We start from the raw sequence: 16,904 nt of genomic DNA, 5'->3' as shown, positions 1-16,904 counted from the left end.
GTGGTGGGTGGGGGTCAGGCGAGGACCCTGGTGACGAGAACGGCCTCGTCCTTGAGCTTCTGGAACGAGGCCTTCAGCTCGTCGACGGTCCTGCCGAGGTTTCGGGTCTCGGTTCGGGTCGTCTGGAGGTCCTGGGGGATCTTGCCGGGCTTGAAGTCCGCCATGGCCTTCTTGAGCTCGTCGGCCTTCGTGGCCATCGCCCCGACGTCCGCGATGGTGACCCTGTCGAGAGCGTCGGCGATGGCCTCGATCCCCTTGGCCGACTGCTTGATCGCGCGCGCCGAAGGCATCTTGTTGAACTTGGTGCGGAACCCGCCGGCCTTGCGGTTGAAGACCGTGATCTTCTCGATCAGCTTCTCGAGTTCCTGGCGGACGCCGCTGAGGCTTTCCTCGGTCGGGATGGCGCCGATTCCGCCGCCGTTGAAGACCCTGGTCTCACGGTCGGTGACGGCCTGGACGTCCTGCCGGCTCCACGTGCCGCCCTCGTTACGGGCGTACGCCTGTCCGTTGAAGATCTTCGACTGGAGAAAACGGGACCAGTCGGTGAACTTGGAGACGAGGAGGAGGCCGATGGCCGGGACGGCGAGGCCGATGAAGGCGGCGATGAAGTAGGTCCACCAGTTGTCCTTCCCCTCGTAGATCTTCTCGACGCCGGCCGCCACGCCGTCGAGGCCGGCGGCTTCGAGCCACTCCGTCAGAGGGGCCTTCACCACCTCCTCGTGGATGTCGGTGATCTCCTTGATGAACGGCGCCGCGTTCTCCTCCGTGAGGATCCTGGGGGCTTCGCCGATAAGGGATTTCTTGAGCTTGGAGACCGTTGACGTGCCGTCGACGAAGGGGGTCTTCTCCTTCTCCGCTTCGTCCGGGGTCGGGTTGGGGACCTTGTGAGTGACCTCCGTGGTGGCTTTGAGGAGGACATCCGTGAGGTCGGTGATCTCTTTGGAGAGGTCGTCGAGGCTCTTTGCCATGAGTTGCTCCGCTTCCGGCCCGTGAGGGCCAAGCGCCGAAAAGCCCCCGCCGGTCCCGGCAGGGGCTCCTTCGTCTGAGGGCAGCGGGCGCGGCTAGGCGCCCTCGTCCCGGCGGGATCCGCGCCGTGCCGCCGCGAGGGCGTCGTTCCAGCCGGCCGCGTACGCGAGGGTCTCGCAGCGGGTGACCTCGGCGTACAGCGTGCCGAGCAGCGCTCTCTTGTCGAGGGCGACGGGTCCGTCGAGGAGCTGGCGGAGGCGGTCCTGGAGCGAGATGTGCGGTCGCGATGCCTCGGCCTGCTGAGTCATGGACGCCTGCCTTCCGGTTGCTTGCCCGTGCGTGCGTGGCGGCGCCGCGGAGTGAGGAGCGGGGGCACCACGTGTTCGAACTACTGTGCGAACAGAGTGTGGAACACCTGTTCGGTGTTTGTCGAGCGGGAAACATCTGACGGCGTGTCTTCTGGCCGGTTTCCCGAACGGGTTGGCGGCTGATCGGGGCTTCTGTTCGACCGGGTAACCTGGAGGACGCGTTCCTCGGGCCGACCACTCCGGGGGACCAGGGGCGCGAGGGGCGCGCGGGGACCCCAGGGGGCTGGAAGGCAGTACTGACGCATGGACACCGAGCCGGAAGCCGACCGGCGGGAGCGAGTCGTCGACTGGCTCGCGTCCCACCCCGATCTGCCGCATCTCTTCGCACGCCTCTCCGAGCTCGTCCTCGTCCACGGATACGCCACCGAGGACCTCGTCGTGATGCCGAGGGACGAGATGGACCGCCGCGAGACGACCGCCTTCACCTCCGGCTGGGCCGAGGCGGTGTCGGGCGAACTCCCGCGCATCCGCAGGGAGTACGAGCGGCGTGTGGCCGACGCCTACACGCAGGGCCAGGGTGACGCGCGTGGAGTCCGCCGCCCCCAGCGCCGCGCGGACGGCGGACAGGACGGCGCCCGGGTCATCCCGCTGCCCTTCGCCCGTCTCCTCGAACCGCCGGCCTCCGTCGTCGAGGCCGAGGACCGCGTACGCAGGGAACGCGAGCTGTTCGAACAGCGGCCCGAACCCGAACCGGCACCCGAACCCGAACGCGACCCGGCATCCGACCCCGACCCGGCATCCGCCCCCGACCCCGAACGCGACCGGGAAGCCGAGCCCGAGCACCACAAGGACGCCGCGCCCGAGCACCACAGGGAGCCCGAGCCCGAGCACCAGAAGGAGCCGGCGCCCGATGCGGAGCCGGACGTCCTCGTCACCGCGCAGGAGAGCCGTACCCGCAGGAACGCCCAGCCGGTACGGAAGGTGGTCCGCGGCAAGGGCGGCCGCCCTATCGTGCCGCCCCTCGGGGTGCCCGCCCAGTCCACCCACGGCGGCGACCGCCGGGGCGGCGAGCCTGCCGACCCGGAATCACGCGCGGGCCGGGGGCGCCGGCTCTCCGATCGGGCCAGGGCCCTGGAGGATGAGCTGACCTCCGGGCGAGCACAGGAAGCGCCCCCGGAGTCCGCTCCCTGACGGGAACGGGCCCCGTGAGCACAGGAAGCGCCCCCGGAGTCCGCTCCCTGACGGGAACGGGCTCCGGGGGCCGCGGGGAGGTGGCTTCAGCCGAAGAACCGGGCGAGCTGCCCGGGGGAGATCTCGGGGGTCTCCGTTCCGGGGTCGCGCTCGTCCTGCTCCCCGGTCTCCTCGTCCCCGTCCCGGTCCTCGTCCTTGGCGACCGGCCGGGGAACGGGCTGGGGCGGATCGGGCTGGTCACCGTCCTCGGACGCGTTGACGCACTGGAACATCCAGTTGGCGACCGCCAGATGGTCCACCGTCGCCGCGAGCAGGTGGTCGGTGACCGACCACTCCGCGGCCTCGCCGTGGAGCTCGCGCTGCAGGGCGCTGTCCCGTGGCAGGTGCTTGATCAGAGCCAGCACCCGCCGGCTGGAGAGCTCCTCGCGGTGCCAGTCGAGGAGATCGAGCCCGTAGTAGCGGATGAAGTCGGCCTCGAGGGCCTCGGCGTGTTCTTCGACGAACGCGACGAGGCTCAGTCTTCCCCCAGGCCGAGCCCGGTCTCCTTGCCGTAGGCCTCCAGGATGGCGGCGATGTCCTGCATGGTGACGTCGTGCTGTTCGAAGCGGCTGAACTGCTCCTCACCCATCAGGAGCGCGAGCAGGCCGTCGACGTCGTTGTCGTCGAGCTTGCGCAGCCCCTTGGCGGTGGCGCGGCTCAGCTCCGTCGGAAGGGTGTAGGACTCGCCGTCCAGCTCGAAGGACCACTTGCGGCCGTGGGCCTCCTGTCGCTGGGCGCGGGCGGCGTTGACGTCGAAACGGGCCATGGTGACGCGTACTCCTTGTTCGGGTGAGAAGAAGAGGAGAAGGGTGGGGCGGGACGGCGGCCGGCCGTCCCGCCCCGGGTGGAGAGGGATCAGACGGCGGCGGTGCCGTACTGGCTGTCCTTCATGAGGAAGGTCGCCAGCGGCTTGCCGTCGCCCTGCGACATGGCCGTGAAGGTCACCCCCAGCTGGGACGCGGCCTTGCGGGCCAGCTTGATGTCGTCGGACGCGGTGACCTGGCCGCGCGGGATGATGAAGCGGTAGGTGACCGCGGTGGCGCCACCGGCCTTGACGTCGGTGAACTCCAGGCCGAGGGCGCGCACGTCCGCGAACGGACGCTCGGCGATCTCGTACTTGTAGGTCTCCGTGGCCGCGGCCGGCTCGGCCTCGACCTTGCCGCCGCCCATGAAGAAGGGCAGCGTCAGCTCGTTGAACTGGAGCATGGAGAACTTCAGCGAGAGGTCACGGCTGGAGTAGATGAAGTGCACCGGGGAGACCGACTGCCAGGAGTCGATCGGCTCCAGCTTGTCCTTCTTGGCGAAGGTCACGCCGTCGCCGGTCGTGAAGCCGAGGTCCTTCCAGCCCGCGCCGGTCCAGTCGGCCGCGGCGTCGGTCCCGAAGGTGGTCGGGGCGGCGGCGCCGGCGGCGGCCACGTAGAGCTTGCCGCTGCCTGCGACGCGGATCTCGGCCGAGTTGTTTCCTGCCATGGTGGATTTCTCCTTGTGATGGGGTGAGGGCGCCGCCCCGGGCGTGGGACCCGGGTACGGCAAAGGCCCCGCCGGACGGCAGGGCCTGGTCTGGGGGACCGAGCGGGGTCCGAAGGGCGCTCGGGGGGCGTCTAGAAGACGCTCAGGGAGAGGCGGATGACGCAGAGGTAGCGGTTGGCGCCCCGGTACAGGTAGTCGGGCAGCCAGCGCGGCCCGTCCTGCTCCTCCACGTCCTGGACGACGTTGCCGGCGCCGATCTGCTTGCCGATGGTGGCGAGCAGGGCCCGGCGGGCGCCGTTGGCGAGGAGGTGGGCGGCGTTCTTGCTCGGCCCGTACACCTCGAACTCGATCAGCGGCATGTCGAGGTGCAGGTCGCCGATCCAGGCGCCGCCGCGGCGGTTCACCAGGACCGCGCTCTGGGTGCCGTCGAAGCCGGTCGGCGCGTTGACCGCGATGGTCGCGCCGGCCAGGGCGGGGTCGGCCTTGAGGACGTCGACGACCAGCTTCTCGACGTCCGGGAACGCACTCGGGGGAGTGGTCATGACGGTTCTCCTCGGGTGAGGGGAGGGATGGCGGGACGGGGAGCCGCCCGGGGCGCTCCGGCGGGAGGGGGCGGGGCGCGGCAGCGCGCCCGGACGGCGGACGGCGGAGCCGCGTCCCGTCCTGGGGGCGCAGCTCCGCCGCTGCACCAACTGTGACAGCGATCGTGCGCGCACGCAACTAGAACGGGCGGGGATCCGCATCCGTCCGCGCACCAACCGGCCGATAGGTTGACCGTCACCCGACCGAGGGAGCCCCCGTGCCCGCCGACCGCCCCCGCCTGCTCTACGTGACCGACCTGACCTACCCGGCCAGGGGGCGGCGCTACGGCGACGAGGACATCCACCTCGCCGCGCGGCTGCGCGAGGACTTCGCCCTCGCCCTCTGCCACCCGCTCGACGCCGCCGCCCTCATGGAGGGCTTCGACGCCGTCGTCGTGCGCAACAGCGGCCCGGTGCTCGCGTACCAGAAGGAGTACGAGGCGTTCCGCGAGCGGGCCCTGGCCCTCGGCACCCGCGTCTACAACCCGCTCCACGGCCGTGGTGACATGGCCGGAAAGCAGTACCTGCTCGACCTCACCGCCGCCGGTTACCCCGTCATCCCCACCGCCGACCGCCCCGAGGACCTCCACCGGCTGCCCGCCGCCGGGGAGTACGCGGTGAAGCCCAAGGCCGGGGCGGACTCCATAGGACTACGTTTCCTCCCGTACGAGGAGCTCGCCGGCCTCACCTACGGCGAGCTCCTCGTCCAGCCCCGCATCGACTTCCGGTACGAGGTCTCCTTCTACTTCGTCGACGACCTCTTCCAGTACGCCCTGTACGCCCCCGACCCCGAACGCCGCTGGGTCCTGGAGCCGTACGAGCCCACCGAGGACGACCTCGCCTTCGCGCGCCGCCTCGTCGACTGGAACACCCTCGACCACGGGGTCCAGCGCGTCGACGCCTGCCGCGCCCCCGGCGGCGAACTGCTCCTCGTCGAGCTGGAGGACCTCAACCCGTACCTCTCCCTCGACCGTGTCGCCGAGCCGGTGCGCGAACGCTTCGCCGACGCCCTGGTCCGCTCCCTCTGCGCCTTCCTCACGGCATGACGAAGCGCCCCGAGTCCGGATCCGGACTCGGGGCGCTCGGGTGGAGGGCTTCCGTGACGAACGATCAGGCCGTACGGGTACGGCGGCGGGCCAGCCGCTCCGCCGCGAAGACGTCCTCCAGGCGGAACAGCTGGGCGCGACCCGCCTTGCCCGCGGCCCGCAGGTGTCCCAGCTGGACCCACTTGCGGATCGTCGCGGGGGCGACCCCCGCCTCCTCGGCGGCGAGCGGCCCGGGGATCAGCGCGGGCAGCGGGGGAAGTCCCGGCATCGCGGGTGAGCTCAGCACGAGGTCTCCTTCGTGTCGTCCATCGCCGCCTCGATCTCCTCGGCGCGGGTCCCCGACGCCTCCGTCAGTCCGGCCCACGCGTCCTCGGGCCACAGATGCCGGTACGCGGGGTCGTCCTGACAGCCGCACGCCGGGTCCGTGCACACGCACGCCGGGTTCACGCACAGGACCGCGCGCCGGTCGGGGAAGGCCCGCAGCGACACCGAGTCGCACCACGGGCAGCGCCCCGAGACCCGGACGATCGTCTCCGCGTCACCGAGGGTCCGGGCGCACCGGCGGGCCATCCGCCGGATCTCGTCCCGCACGTGCCGGGCGAGGACCGGGTGGGCGGAGACGGCGTCGAGCAGGCCGACGATCCGCCGCAGCCGCTCGATCACCCCGGCGCGGGGCGGCCGGGGCAGGGCGAGCCGGGCGCAGACCGCCTCCTCCAGCTCCACCACGCCGTCGGTGATGTCCCGGATGGCGTCGGAGATGTGGAGCCGGATCGGGGCGGCGCCGTGCCCGGGAACGGAGAGGCCGTGCCGCTGTTCGAGCAGCAGGGCCTCGCGCCGCTCCTCGCGGATGAGCTCGTCGCGGCCGGGGTGCGGGGCGGCGGGGGCGGTGCCGGTGGGGGAGCGCCGCCCGGGGGCGAGCTCCTCGGACAGCTCGGGGAACTGCCGTACGAGGGAGGCGGCCCAGAGGGCGATGTCCCGCAGCACGGGCGCGACGGTGACGTTCGTGCCGCCGGCGGCGTTCGCGCGGTCGGTGCCCTTCGTGCGGTCGGTGAGGTCAGCCACGGTGGCGACTCCCCGCCAGTGCGACCGCCTTCGCGACGCGCTGGGCGTCCGCCGGGCGGCCGTTGCGCCACAGGCGGCCCGCGCAGACGCCGTCGAAGTAGCTCTCGGCCGGGGCCACGGCCGCCTCGCACTCGCGGCGGACGGGGCAGTCGGCGCAGGCCCGCAGCGCCGGGGCCGCGTCCTTGGGCCGACGGGCGAAGACGACGGAGGGGGAGAGGCCGGCGCACGCGGCGGAGGCCTGCCAGGGGGACGGGTCGGACGGGAACAAGAGGTTTCTCCACGGGCCGGGGCCACCGGGGCGTCCATGGGGCCGGTGGGGCTTATGGGGCTCAGGGGGCCGACGAGTGCGGCAACGAGCAGCCTGGCACGTTGCGTGCGAGCGCGCAACTAGATCCTGAAGGGGCTCCGGCCCGGTCTTCATCGATTCGACACGATTGCGTGCCCGAAAGCACGTAATTCTGTGCGCGCAAGCACGCTAAGGTAAGGGATCCGGAGGGTGGGGAGTAAGGGAGCGGTACACATGAGCAGTCAAGGGCTCGACGCGTTCGCAGGCTGGGTCGAAGGCCTGATGAGAGCACGCGGATACGACATCGACAGTCCCCGGGGCGGCGGCAAGTCCCGTATCGCCGACGAGGCCGGCGTGCACCGCGCCGCCGTGACGCGCCTGCTGCAGCGGCAGAGCATGCCCGACCTGGAGACCATGCGCAGGATCGCCCCGCTGCTCGGCGTCTCCGTCCGCGACATGCTGGTCCGGTCCGGGCGTGTGACCCCGGAGGAACTGCCGATGGCGGCGGACCTGCTGCCGCCGACCGACTGGCAGCCCTCCCTGGAGGACTTCGCCCGCTGGCTCGGGGTGCCGGACGAGCGCATGGGCGTGTTCGTCAAGGTCGTCAATCAGTTCCTGGAGCCCGAGACCGGGACGGAGCGGCCCGCCGAGCCCGTCGAACCGCGCCGTACCGCCCGGGACTGACCTGGGGTGATCTTGTCCGGTCCCGGCCCGCTTCGGCCGGGACCGCGAGCGCGTGGGCATTTGTTTTGACCGGAGTCCATGCGATAGGTACGCTCAAGCCTTGTGCCTGGGGTGTGCCTGGGCTCGCGTGCGTGTCCTCAACCGCACAGCGAGTCAGATACCGGCCACCGTGATCCGCGCCTCCTCCGCCTCGGCGGTGGGGGTCCGCGCGATTCGACACACCCGACCGCGTGGGTCGGTGGAGGTTCCAGGTTAGTTTGACGACGGCACACAGAAACCGGAGAAGTAGTGCCTACGATCCAGCAGCTGGTCCGGAAGGGCCGGCAGGACAAGGTCGAGAAGAACAAGACGCCCGCACTCGAGGGTTCCCCTCAGCGTCGCGGCGTCTGCACGCGTGTGTTCACGACCACCCCGAAGAAGCCGAACTCGGCCCTCCGTAAGGTCGCGCGTGTGCGTCTGACCTCGGGCATCGAGGTCACGGCCTACATCCCGGGCGAGGGTCACAACCTGCAGGAGCACTCGATCGTGCTCGTGCGCGGTGGCCGTGTGAAGGACCTGCCGGGTGTTCGCTACAAGATCATCCGCGGTTCCCTCGACACGCAGGGCGTCAAGAACCGTAAGCAGGCTCGCAGCCGCTACGGCGCCAAGAAGGAGAAGTAAGAATGCCTCGTAAGGGCCCCGCCCCGAAGCGCCCGGTCATCATCGACCCGGTCTACAGCTCTCCTCTTGTCACCTCGCTGATCAACAAGATCCTGCTGGACGGCAAGCGTTCCACCGCCGAGCGCATCGTCTACGGTGCCATGGAAGGCCTCCGCGAGAAGACCGGCGCTGACCCGGTCATCACGCTGAAGCGCGCGCTTGAGAACGTCAAGCCGTCGCTCGAGGTCAAGTCCCGCCGTGTCGGTGGCGCCACCTACCAGGTGCCGATCGAGGTCAAGCCGGGTCGCGCTGCGACCCTGGCGCTCCGCTGGGTCGTGGGTTACTCCCGTGCCCGTCGTGAGAAGACCATGACCGAGCGACTCATGAACGAGCTTCTCGACGCCTCGAACGGCCTCGGTGCGGCCGTCAAGAAGCGCGAGGACACGCACAAGATGGCCGAGTCCAACAAGGCCTTCGCGCACTACCGCTGGTAGTCGCAACCCACATCGAGACCGAGAGAAGACTGAGCCGATATGGCTACCACTTCGCTTGACCTTGCCAAGGTGCGCAACATCGGCATCATGGCGCACATCGACGCGGGCAAGACGACCACCACCGAGCGGATCCTGTTCTACACCGGCGTCTCGTACAAGATCGGTGAAGTCCACGACGGCGCTGCCACGATGGACTGGATGGAGCAGGAGCAGGAGCGCGGCATCACGATCACGTCCGCCGCGACGACCTGTCACTGGCCGCTCGAGGACGTCGATCACACGATCAACATCATCGACACGCCGGGTCACGTCGACTTCACCGTCGAGGTGGAGCGTTCGCTGCGCGTGCTCGACGGTGCTGTCACCGTGTTCGACGGTGTGGCCGGTGTCGAGCCCCAGTCCGAGACTGTCTGGCGACAGGCGGACCGCTACGGCGTCCCGCGCATCTGCTTCGTCAACAAGCTCGACCGCACGGGCGCCGAGTTCCTCCGCTGCGTCGACATGATCGTGGAGCGCCTCGGCGCCGTCCCGATCGTCATGCAGCTCCCGATCGGCGCCGAGATGGACTTCCAGGGCGTCGTCGACCTCGTCCGCATGAAGGCTCTTGTCTGGTCCGCCGAGGCCAGCAAGGGTGAGATGTACGACGTCGTCGACATCCCGGCCTCGCACACCGAGCTCGCCGAAGAATGGCGCGGCAAGCTGGTCGAGACCGTCGCGGAGAACGACGAAGAGATCATGGAGCTCTTCCTCGAGGGCGTCGAGCCCACCGAGGAGCAGCTCTACGCAGCCGTCCGTCGCATCACCATTGCCTCCGGCAAGGGTGGCGGCGAGAAGACGATCACCCCCGTCTTCTGTGGCACCGCGTTCAAGAACAAGGGCGTCCAGCCCCTGCTCGACGCGGTCGTGCGCTACCTCCCCTCCCCCCTGGACGTCGAGGCCATCGAGGGCCACAGCGTCAAGGACGCGGAGGAGATCGTGCGGCGCAAGCCGTCCGACGACGAGCCGCTGTCGGCCCTCGCGTTCAAGATCGCGAGCGACCCGCACCTCGGCAAGCTCACCTTCGTCCGGATCTACTCCGGTCGCCTGGAGGCCGGCACCGCGGTGCTGAACTCCGTCAAGGGCAAGAAGGAGCGCATCGGCAAGATCTACCGCATGCACGCGAACAAGCGTGAGGAGATCGACTCGGTGGGCGCCGGCGACATCGTCGCCGTCATGGGCCTCAAGCAGACCACCACCGGTGAGACGCTGTGTGACGACAAGAACCCGGTCATCCTGGAGTCCATGGACTTCCCGGCCCCGGTCATTCAGGTCGCCATCGAGCCCAAGTCCAAGGGTGACCAGGAGAAGCTGGGTGTCGCCATCCAGCGTCTCGCGGAGGAGGACCCCTCCTTCCAGGTGCACTCGGACGAGGAGACCGGCCAGACCATCATCGGTGGTATGGGCGAGCTTCACCTCGACATCCTCGTCGACCGCATGCGTCGCGAGTTCAAGGTCGAGGCGAACGTCGGCAAGCCGCAGGTCGCGTACCGCGAGACGATCCGCAAGGCCGTCGAGCGACTTGACTACACCCACAAGAAGCAGACCGGTGGTACCGGTCAGTTCGCCAAGGTGCAGATCGCGATCGAGCCCATCGAGGGCGGCGACGCCTCGTACGAGTTCGTGAACAAGGTCACCGGTGGCCGCATCCCGAAGGAGTACATCCCTTCGGTCGACGCGGGTGCGCAGGAGGCCATGCAGTTCGGCATCCTGGCCGGCTACGAGATGACCGGCGTCCGCGTCATTCTTCTCGACGGTGGCTACCACGAGGTCGACTCCTCCGAGCTCGCGTTCAAGATCGCCGGTTCGCAGGCCTTCAAGGAGGCCGCGCGGAAGGCTTCGCCGGTCATCCTCGAGCCCATGATGTCCGTCGAGGTCACCACGCCCGAGGACTACATGGGTGAGGTCATCGGCGACATCAACTCCCGCCGTGGTCAGATCCAGGCCATGGAGGAGCGCAGCGGCGCTCGCGTCGTGAAGGGCCTCGTGCCCCTTTCGGAGATGTTCGGCTACGTCGGCGACCTCCGCAGCAAGACCTCGGGTCGCGCAAGCTACTCGATGCAGTTCGACTCCTACGCCGAGGTTCCGCGGAACGTCGCCGAGGAGATCATCGCGAAGGCCAAGGGCGAGTAACTCTCCCGAGTTCACGCTTTAGGCTTGACACCAGTCGTCGGGGCCAAGACCCCGCAACCCGAGGAACGGGCCCCGGCGACTGGCATCCCAGCAAAGATCACCTGTGGCGCCGATGAAGCAAGGCGTACAGAACCACTCTCCAGGAGGACCCCCGTGGCGAAGGCGAAGTTCGAGCGGACTAAGCCGCACGTCAACATCGGCACCATCGGTCACATCGACCACGGTAAGACGACCCTCACGGCCGCCATTACCAAGGTGCTGCACGACGCGTACCCGGACCTGAACGAGGCCTCGGCCTTCGACCAGATCGACAAGGCTCCCGAGGAGCGCCAGCGCGGTATCACCATCTCGATCGCGCACGTCGAGTACCAGACCGAGTCGCGTCACTACGCCCACGTCGACTGCCCCGGTCACGCGGACTACATCAAGAACATGATCACGGGTGCGGCGCAGATGGACGGCGCCATCCTCGTGGTCGCCGCCACCGACGGCCCGATGCCGCAGACCAAGGAGCACGTGCTCCTGGCCCGCCAGGTCGGCGTTCCGTACATCGTCGTCGCCCTGAACAAGGCCGACATGGTGGACGACGAGGAGATCCTGGAGCTCGTCGAGCTCGAGGTGCGTGAGCTCCTCTCCGAGTACGAGTTCCCGGGCGACGACCTGCCGGTCGTCCGCGTCTCGGCGCTGAAGGCGCTCGAGGGCGACAAGGAGTGGGCGGACAAGCTCCTCGGTCTGATGAAGGCCGTCGACGAGTCCATCCCGCAGCCCGAGCGCGACGTCGACAAGCCGTTCCTGATGCCGATCGAGGACGTCTTCACGATCACCGGTCGTGGCACCGTCGTCACCGGTCGTATCGAGCGCGGCATCCTCAAGGTCAACGAGACCGTCGACATCATCGGCATCAAGACCGAGAAGACCACCACCACGGTCACCGGTATCGAGATGTTCCGCAAGCTGCTCGACGAGGGCCAGGCGGGCGAGAACGTCGGTCTGCTCCTCCGTGGCATCAAGCGCGAGGACGTCGAGCGCGGCCAGGTCATCATCAAGCCGGGTTCGGTCACGCCGCACACGAGCTTCGAGGCCCAGGCCTACATCCTGTCGAAGGACGAGGGTGGCCGTCACACCCCCTTCTTCAACAACTACCGCCCGCAGTTCTACTTCCGTACCACGGACGTGACCGGCGTCGTGACCCTCCCCGAGGGCACCGAGATGGTCATGCCGGGCGACAACACCGCCATGAGCGTTGAGCTGATCCAGCCCATCGCCATGGAGGAGGGCCTCAAGTTCGCCATCCGTGAGGGTGGCCGGACCGTCGGCGCCGGCCAGGTCGTCAAGATCAACGCCTGATCTTGAACTGACCTGGTAGCTCGGACGAGCTGCTAGCAGTGAAGGAAGGCCCCGCACCTCTCGGTGCGGGGCCTTCTCGCGTTCCCGTTCCTTGTCACGGCCGCCAGCTCCAGGGGTGCCCGTCCGCGCCGACGCCCACCACGGTCGCCCCCCGCGCGCCCAGGTGCAGCGAGGCCGACACCGCCGCCGGGCCCTTCGTACGGGTACGCGACCGGCCGCCTGCCCGTACCGTCACCCGGCCCCGCGCGTCCGTCCCCAGCAGCACCGTCCCGAGCGCCGCCGAGCGCGCGGCGACCACCCCTCCGTACCCGTCGAGACCGGTGTCCCCGCCGGGACCGAGCAGCTTCGCCGCGGCCGGGGGCCGGTGGTACAGCGCGCCACCCGCGCTCGCCACCGTGGACCCGGAGCGCGGCAGCCCGCCCGCCCGCTCCTCCCCGTCCACCCAGTGCCGTACGGACTCCCGCCCCGCCGCGTACAGATGCACCCGGCCCGCCGCGTCCACCGAGACGGCCAGACCGTCCTGGACCTCCGCCCCACCGGGGAGCGTCTGCCACGGGCCCCAGGTGCCGTCCGCCGCCCGTACCCGCGTCGACACGCCCTTGTCCGCGTTCCGTACGAAGAGGTGGACCCGGCCGTCGGGGGCCGTGACCGCCACCGGGGCGCCGATCCGCCGCCCCCGGTCGTCGCCTCTCTCCGGGCCGCCGAGCCCCCGCCAGGCCAGGAACGGGCCGCCGGGGGAGCGCTGCTCCAGGAGCACCACCTCGCGCCGGTTGGCCCCGCCGTGCCCGTCGAGAGCGGCGAACCGCACCCCGAAGAGCAGCGCCCGGCCGTCACCGAGCACCGCGGAGCCGAGCGCGGGCGCGAGCGGGCCGCCGCCGAGATCCGCCGGCTCGCCCCAGGAGCCCGGCGCCGACTCCCGCCAGCGGACCGCCCGCAGCCCGAGGACGCCGTACGCCGTGAGCCGTCCGTCGGGCTCCTCGGCGAGCGCGGGGCCCGCCGACGGCCAGCGGTGGTGGGTGGAGCGGACCCAGCCCTTGCGGTTGGTGAGCGGCCGGTCGCCGCCGACGCCGTAGTCGCCGCAGCCCGAGGGGTTCCCGCACCGCCAGTCCGGGTCGCCTCCGTACGGGACGAGACGCGCGGCCTTCTCCTCCAGGACCGCCGGGGGGAGGTTCTTCGGCCAGTGCCGGTTGTAGTAGCCCCGGAAGGCCCTCGTCGTGAACGCGGGTATCGGTTGGCCGTCGCGGACCGCGTCCGAGACCCAGCGGGCGAGCGCCGCCCAGGTGAAGCAGGCGACCGCCGTGTGGTCGCCGTGGTCCGAGTACCCCGGCTGCTCGGAGTTCCGCCGCCGGGTGGCGTCGTCGCCGTCCTGGACGTCCGGGTCCGGGTCGAGGGTGTGCACCACCGTGGGCCGGTGGCGGGCGAGCAGCCGGGCGAGGGCGGCGATCAGCTGGTCGTAGTCGTAGGTGTCCGCGCGGGTGACGGGAGAGCCGGCCGGCAGCTGGGTCCGTACCTCCAGGGCGCGGTCGCCCCAGAGCGCGGGCATGGCCATGTAGCGGCGGGAGGTGTGCATCGGCAGGTTGAGGAAGACCAGCTCGATGCGGCGGCCCCCGTGGGTGAGCGTGTCGACCTCGGCCCGCCGCCCGCCGGGCAGCGTCAGCGCCTCCCGCCGCCACGGGGTGAACATCGGAAGGCCGAGCGCCACGGCGTACGACTGGCGCAGACCCTGGTGCCGGGCCGACGCGTAGGCCGCCCGGTCCGGGGGAGTCTCGGGCATCCCCGCGATCCGGTTCCGGCCGGTGTGCTCGCCGGCCGTCACGTACACGGAGACGAGCGGGACACCCGCGTCGATCAGCCGCTGCGTGTCCGGGTTCATGAAGTACAGGTCGTCGTCCGGATGGGCGGAGAACTGCATGAGCAGTGCCCGCCGGGCCCGCGCGGGGGCGATCGGCTTCCCCGGCGCCGGATCGGCGGTCGGCGCCGTCCGGCGCGGCTCCGGTACGGAACACCCGGCGGCGGCCGTGGTGACCGCGAGGGCTGCGGCGAGTACCGCTCGCCGGCGGGGAGGGGTGGGCTGCACGTGCGGGTCCTTCGCTCAGTGGTCGCCTGGAAGACGAATCTGTGTGCGAAGAGGTTGTGCGGAGGACGGGCCGGAGAAAAAGTCCGCGAATCCCGCGGACGGATGTCGAGGGGGCGATCATGGTTCCGACCGAAGGGTGACAGCGCGCCACGAGGGCGCGCGGGACGGGGAGGACACCCGAGATGAAGTACGTCGCGGTGATCTACGGCAACCAGGCCAAGTGGGACTCCTTCCCCGCCGAGGCCTGGCCCGAGGCGATCGCCCGCCAGGAGGCCTTCAACCGCAGGTACCGGGAGAGCCGTGAACTGCTCGGCGCGTACGGGCTCGCCGACGCGGCCGCGGCCCGGCTCGTCCGGCGCGAGGGCGGCGCCCCCGCCGTCACCGACGGGCCGTACCTGGAGACCAAGGAGTACCTGGCCAGCTTCTACCTGCTCGACTGCGACAGCCTGGAGCGGGCCCAGGAGATCGCCGCGGACATGCCCTTCGCGGACGTCGACCCCGTCGAACTGTGGCCCGTCCTGCACGAGTCCGCGGCGGACGTGTGACCGGGCCGGACCCGGTCGAGGACCTGCTGCGCACCCACGCGCCGCAGGTCCTCGGCACGCTCGTACGGCGGTACGGCGACTTCGACCTCTGCGAGGACGCCGTCCAGGAGGCCCTGATCGCCGCCGCCGCGCAGTGGCCGGAGCAGGGTGTCCCCACGAACCCGCGCGGCTGGCTGGTGACCGTCGCCGGCCGCCGGTACATCGACCTGGTGCGCAGCGAGGCCGCCCGCAGGCGCCGCGAGGACACCGTGGCCCTCGCCACCCCGGACTCCGAGCTCCTCGCGCCCGCCGCCGACGACGCGCCGGGCACCGACCGGGACGACTCGCTCCCCCTGCTCTTCCTCTGCTGCCACCCCGACCTGTCGCCGGCCAGCCGGATCGCGCTCACCCTGCGCGCGGTCGGCGGCCTCACCACCGCGCAGATCGCCGCCGCCTTCCTCGTACCCGAGGCGACCATGGCGCAGCGGATCAGCCGGGCCAAGCAGACGATCAAGGCGGCCGGCGGCTCGCTCACCCTGCCCGAGGGGGAGGACCGGGCGGCCCGGCTCGCCGAGGTGCGGCACGTGCTCTACCTCGTGTTCAACGAGGGCTACACGGCCAGCGCCGGGGACGAGCTCACCGCGCCCGAACTGTCCACGGAGGCGATCCGGCTCGCGCGGCTGCTCCACCGGCTGCTGCCCGAGGACCCCGAGACGGCCGGCCTGCTCGCCCTGATGCTGCTCACCGACGCCCGCAGGCCGGCCCGCACGGGCCCGCACGGAGAGCTGGTCCCGCTGGCGGAACAGGACCGCGGGCGCTGGGACACCGGGCTCGTCGCGGAGGGCGTCGAACTGCTGAGCCGCGCCCTCCCGCGCGGCCGGGTGGGCCCGTACCAGCTCCAGGCGGCCATCGCGGCCGTCCACGACGAGGCCGAGTCCGCCGGGGCCACGGACTGGCGGCAGATCCTCGCGCTGTACGAGCTCCTGGAGCTGACCGGGCCGAACCCGATGGTCACCCTCAACCGGGCGGTGGCCGTCGCGATGGTCCACGGTCCCGGAGCCGGTCTCGCCCTCCTGGACGAGCTGACGAAGGACAGGCGCACGGCCCGGCACCACCGGCTGCTCGCCACCCGGGCGCATCTGCTCGAACTCCTCGGCGACAAGGAGGCCGCGTCCGCGGCGTACCGGGAGGCGGCCCGTCGGACGACGAGCGCCCCGGAGCGGCGTCATCTCACGGAACGCGCACGTCGGTTGGCGTGAATCGGAGGGGGCGCGAGGACCGGGCGCTCGCGCCCGGCGCATGACCGTACGTGACGTGGGGTACAGTCTCCGGTTCTGATTGGCGGCCGGATGCCCCCGTATGGCAGACTGTCGGGGTTGCTCGGTTGAGTGCCGATGCTGCGCGCCTCCCGTCGGGAGGACCGGAAGCGAGTCCCACAGTACTCGTCGCCCCTTCTCAGGGGCGGACGTACGGGAATCTTCTGGGAAGCGTCAGCGGGGTACCGGCCAGGCACCCGGTGGGTGTCCGCCCCCGGCCGGCGGTCATGGCGACCGCACCCCCTTGGTTGGGAAATCCTTACGGGTTTCTGCGTAGAGGGAGTGCGACACGCCCGACCGCGTGGGTCGGAGACAGGACGGCGCTGTCCATCAAGCACAGCCGACCGGGTTCCAGAGCGTTACGAGACAAAGGACTACTAGTAGCCATGGCGGGACAGAAGATCCGCATCCGGCTCAAGGCCTACGACCACGAGGTCATCGACTCCTCGGCGAAGAAGATCGTCGAGACGGTGACGCGCACTGGTGCGTCGGTCGCGGGCCCGGTGCCGCTGCCCACTGAGAAGAACGTGTACTGCGTCATCAAGTCGCCGCACAAGTACAAGGACTCGCGCGAGCACTTCGAGATGCGCACGCACAAGCGCCTCATCGACATCCTCGACCCCACGCCGAAGACGGTTGACTCGCTCATGCGCCTCGACCTGCCGGCGGGCGTCGACATCGAGATCAAGCTCTGAGGTGACGCGC

20 protein-coding genes are annotated in these 16,904 nt (G+C 70.4%); 10 read left to right on the top strand and 10 right to left on the bottom strand.

Annotated features, from left to right (window positions below; all coding sequences use genetic code 11):
• Positions 1-14 precede the first annotated feature (14 nt).
• Both ACFWV2_RS04670 and ACFWV2_RS04665 read right to left on the bottom strand, forming a co-directional pair.
• Positions 15-968 carry a hypothetical protein gene (locus tag ACFWV2_RS04670; RefSeq protein WP_384401620.1) on the bottom strand — a complete coding sequence of 318 codons (954 nt, stop codon included), beginning with the start codon at positions 966-968 and terminating at the stop codon, positions 15-17.
• Between the two features lie 93 nt (positions 969-1,061).
• Complete coding sequence (locus tag ACFWV2_RS04665; protein ID WP_384401617.1) at positions 1,062-1,274, bottom strand: hypothetical protein; 213 nt, start codon at positions 1,272-1,274, stop codon at positions 1,062-1,064.
• Between the two features lie 303 nt (positions 1,275-1,577).
• Here ACFWV2_RS04665 and ACFWV2_RS04660 point away from each other — a divergent pair, with 303 nt between their 5' ends.
• Positions 1,578-2,465, top strand: coding sequence for a hypothetical protein (locus ACFWV2_RS04660; RefSeq protein ID WP_384401614.1), 888 nt, complete (start codon positions 1,578-1,580; stop codon positions 2,463-2,465).
• A gap of 86 nt (positions 2,466-2,551) precedes the next feature.
• On the opposite strand, the gene ACFWV2_RS04655 is transcribed toward ACFWV2_RS04660, so the two are convergent.
• The 4 genes from ACFWV2_RS04655 to ACFWV2_RS04640 form a co-directional block, all read right to left on the bottom strand.
• On the bottom strand, positions 2,552-2,866 hold the full coding sequence (locus ACFWV2_RS04655) for a hypothetical protein (protein ID WP_384402463.1): 315 nt from the start codon (positions 2,864-2,866) through the stop codon (positions 2,552-2,554).
• 113 nt (positions 2,867-2,979) lie between these two features.
• A complete protein-coding gene (locus ACFWV2_RS04650; protein ID WP_189831634.1) occupies positions 2,980-3,270 on the bottom strand; it encodes a hypothetical protein in 291 nt (96 codons plus the stop codon).
• Positions 3,271-3,359: 89 nt separating this feature from the next.
• Entirely contained in the window at positions 3,360-3,974 is a 615-nt protein-coding gene (locus tag ACFWV2_RS04645; protein ID WP_384401611.1) for a phage tail protein, read from the bottom strand.
• 131 nt (positions 3,975-4,105) lie between these two features.
• Positions 4,106-4,516, bottom strand: coding sequence for a hypothetical protein (locus ACFWV2_RS04640; RefSeq protein WP_384401608.1), 411 nt, complete (start codon positions 4,514-4,516; stop codon positions 4,106-4,108).
• A gap of 257 nt (positions 4,517-4,773) precedes the next feature.
• Between ACFWV2_RS04640 and ACFWV2_RS04635 the strand changes: the two genes are divergently transcribed.
• Positions 4,774-5,601 carry a hypothetical protein gene (locus ACFWV2_RS04635; protein WP_384401605.1) on the top strand — a complete coding sequence of 276 codons (828 nt, stop codon included), beginning with the start codon at positions 4,774-4,776 and terminating at the stop codon, positions 5,599-5,601.
• Between the two features lie 64 nt (positions 5,602-5,665).
• Here the strand turns inward: ACFWV2_RS04635 and ACFWV2_RS04630 are convergent, their stop codons facing one another.
• Genes ACFWV2_RS04630 through ACFWV2_RS04620 form a run of 3 tightly spaced genes read right to left on the bottom strand, consistent with a single transcriptional unit; the run spans position 5,666 to position 6,931 of the window.
• Positions 5,666-5,869, bottom strand: a complete 204-nt coding sequence (locus ACFWV2_RS04630; protein ID WP_384402460.1) for a hypothetical protein — start codon at positions 5,867-5,869, stop codon at positions 5,666-5,668.
• Between the two features lie 11 nt (positions 5,870-5,880).
• Positions 5,881-6,663, bottom strand: coding sequence for a hypothetical protein (locus ACFWV2_RS04625; protein ID WP_384401601.1), 783 nt, complete (start codon positions 6,661-6,663; stop codon positions 5,881-5,883).
• Positions 6,656-6,931 (bottom strand): WhiB family transcriptional regulator, encoded by a 276-nt coding sequence (locus ACFWV2_RS04620; RefSeq protein WP_360785332.1) that lies wholly within the window; start codon positions 6,929-6,931, stop codon positions 6,656-6,658. Before ACFWV2_RS04620 ends, ACFWV2_RS04625 begins: the two co-directional genes overlap by 8 nt.
• A 252-nt stretch (positions 6,932-7,183) precedes the next feature.
• Between ACFWV2_RS04620 and ACFWV2_RS04615 the strand changes: the two genes are divergently transcribed.
• The 5 genes from ACFWV2_RS04615 to tuf all read left to right on the top strand — a co-directional run bounded on the left by ACFWV2_RS04615 (position 7,184) and on the right by tuf (position 12,282).
• Positions 7,184-7,633, top strand: a complete 450-nt coding sequence (locus ACFWV2_RS04615; protein ID WP_384401597.1) for a helix-turn-helix domain-containing protein — start codon at positions 7,184-7,186, stop codon at positions 7,631-7,633.
• A gap of 288 nt (positions 7,634-7,921) precedes the next feature.
• The gene (rpsL, locus tag ACFWV2_RS04610; protein ID WP_003948652.1) at positions 7,922-8,293 is read left to right on the top strand and encodes a 30S ribosomal protein S12; all 372 of its coding nucleotides are present in this window, start codon (positions 7,922-7,924) and stop codon (positions 8,291-8,293) included.
• Between the two features lie 2 nt (positions 8,294-8,295).
• A complete protein-coding gene (gene rpsG, locus ACFWV2_RS04605) occupies positions 8,296-8,766 on the top strand; it encodes a 30S ribosomal protein S7 (RefSeq protein WP_018101248.1) in 471 nt (156 codons plus the stop codon).
• Between the two features lie 39 nt (positions 8,767-8,805).
• Entirely contained in the window at positions 8,806-10,935 is a 2,130-nt protein-coding gene (gene fusA / locus ACFWV2_RS04600; protein ID WP_360785335.1) for an elongation factor G, read from the top strand.
• Positions 10,936-11,088: 153 nt separating this feature from the next.
• Positions 11,089-12,282 carry an elongation factor Tu gene (gene tuf, locus ACFWV2_RS04595; RefSeq protein ID WP_360785336.1) on the top strand — a complete coding sequence of 398 codons (1,194 nt, stop codon included), beginning with the start codon at positions 11,089-11,091 and terminating at the stop codon, positions 12,280-12,282.
• A 94-nt stretch (positions 12,283-12,376) separates the two neighbouring features.
• On the opposite strand, the gene ACFWV2_RS04590 is transcribed toward tuf, so the two are convergent.
• On the bottom strand, positions 12,377-14,359 hold the full coding sequence (locus tag ACFWV2_RS04590) for a PIG-L family deacetylase (protein ID WP_384401592.1): 1,983 nt from the start codon (positions 14,357-14,359) through the stop codon (positions 12,377-12,379).
• A gap of 182 nt (positions 14,360-14,541) precedes the next feature.
• Here ACFWV2_RS04590 and ACFWV2_RS04585 point away from each other — a divergent pair, with 182 nt between their 5' ends.
• The 3 genes from ACFWV2_RS04585 (at position 14,542) to rpsJ (ending at position 16,894) form a co-directional block, all read left to right on the top strand.
• A complete protein-coding gene (locus ACFWV2_RS04585) occupies positions 14,542-14,904 on the top strand; it encodes a YciI family protein (protein ID WP_384401589.1) in 363 nt (120 codons plus the stop codon).
• Positions 14,901-16,142 (top strand): RNA polymerase sigma factor, encoded by a 1,242-nt coding sequence (locus tag ACFWV2_RS04580; RefSeq protein WP_384401586.1) that lies wholly within the window; start codon positions 14,901-14,903, stop codon positions 16,140-16,142. The genes ACFWV2_RS04585 and ACFWV2_RS04580 overlap by 4 nt, the downstream gene beginning before the upstream one ends.
• Positions 16,143-16,585: 443 nt before the next feature.
• A complete protein-coding gene (gene rpsJ, locus ACFWV2_RS04575) occupies positions 16,586-16,894 on the top strand; it encodes a 30S ribosomal protein S10 (protein WP_003948644.1) in 309 nt (102 codons plus the stop codon).
• Positions 16,895-16,904 lie beyond the last annotated feature (10 nt).

The sequence above is a fragment of the Streptomyces sp. NPDC058671 genome (assembly GCF_042716475.1).
Lineage (GTDB): Bacteria > Actinomycetota > Actinomycetes > Streptomycetales > Streptomycetaceae > Streptomyces.
The sequence above is the reverse complement of the archived record's forward strand: the minus strand, read 5'-3'. Positions and strand labels throughout refer to the sequence as shown.

Coding starts and splice junctions, on each gene's coding strand:
- ACFWV2_RS04670 (WP_384401620.1), bottom strand. CDS start 968: ATGGCAAAGAGCCTCGACGACCTCTCCAAAGAGATCACCGACCTCACG.
- ACFWV2_RS04665 (WP_384401617.1), bottom strand. CDS start 1,274: ATGACTCAGCAGGCCGAGGCATCGCGACCGCACATCTCGCTCCAGGAC.
- ACFWV2_RS04660 (WP_384401614.1), top strand. CDS start 1,578: ATGGACACCGAGCCGGAAGCCGACCGGCGGGAGCGAGTCGTCGACTGG.
- ACFWV2_RS04650 (WP_189831634.1), bottom strand. CDS start 3,270: ATGGCCCGTTTCGACGTCAACGCCGCCCGCGCCCAGCGACAGGAGGCC.
- ACFWV2_RS04645 (WP_384401611.1), bottom strand. CDS start 3,974: ATGGCAGGAAACAACTCGGCCGAGATCCGCGTCGCAGGCAGCGGCAAG.
- ACFWV2_RS04640 (WP_384401608.1), bottom strand. CDS start 4,516: ATGACCACTCCCCCGAGTGCGTTCCCGGACGTCGAGAAGCTGGTCGTC.
- ACFWV2_RS04630 (WP_384402460.1), bottom strand. CDS start 5,869: ATGCCGGGACTTCCCCCGCTGCCCGCGCTGATCCCCGGGCCGCTCGCC.
- ACFWV2_RS04615 (WP_384401597.1), top strand. CDS start 7,184: ATGAGCAGTCAAGGGCTCGACGCGTTCGCAGGCTGGGTCGAAGGCCTG.
- rpsG (WP_018101248.1), top strand. CDS start 8,296: ATGCCTCGTAAGGGCCCCGCCCCGAAGCGCCCGGTCATCATCGACCCG.
- fusA (WP_360785335.1), top strand. CDS start 8,806: ATGGCTACCACTTCGCTTGACCTTGCCAAGGTGCGCAACATCGGCATC.
- ACFWV2_RS04585 (WP_384401589.1), top strand. CDS start 14,542: ATGAAGTACGTCGCGGTGATCTACGGCAACCAGGCCAAGTGGGACTCC.
- rpsJ (WP_003948644.1), top strand. CDS start 16,586: ATGGCGGGACAGAAGATCCGCATCCGGCTCAAGGCCTACGACCACGAG.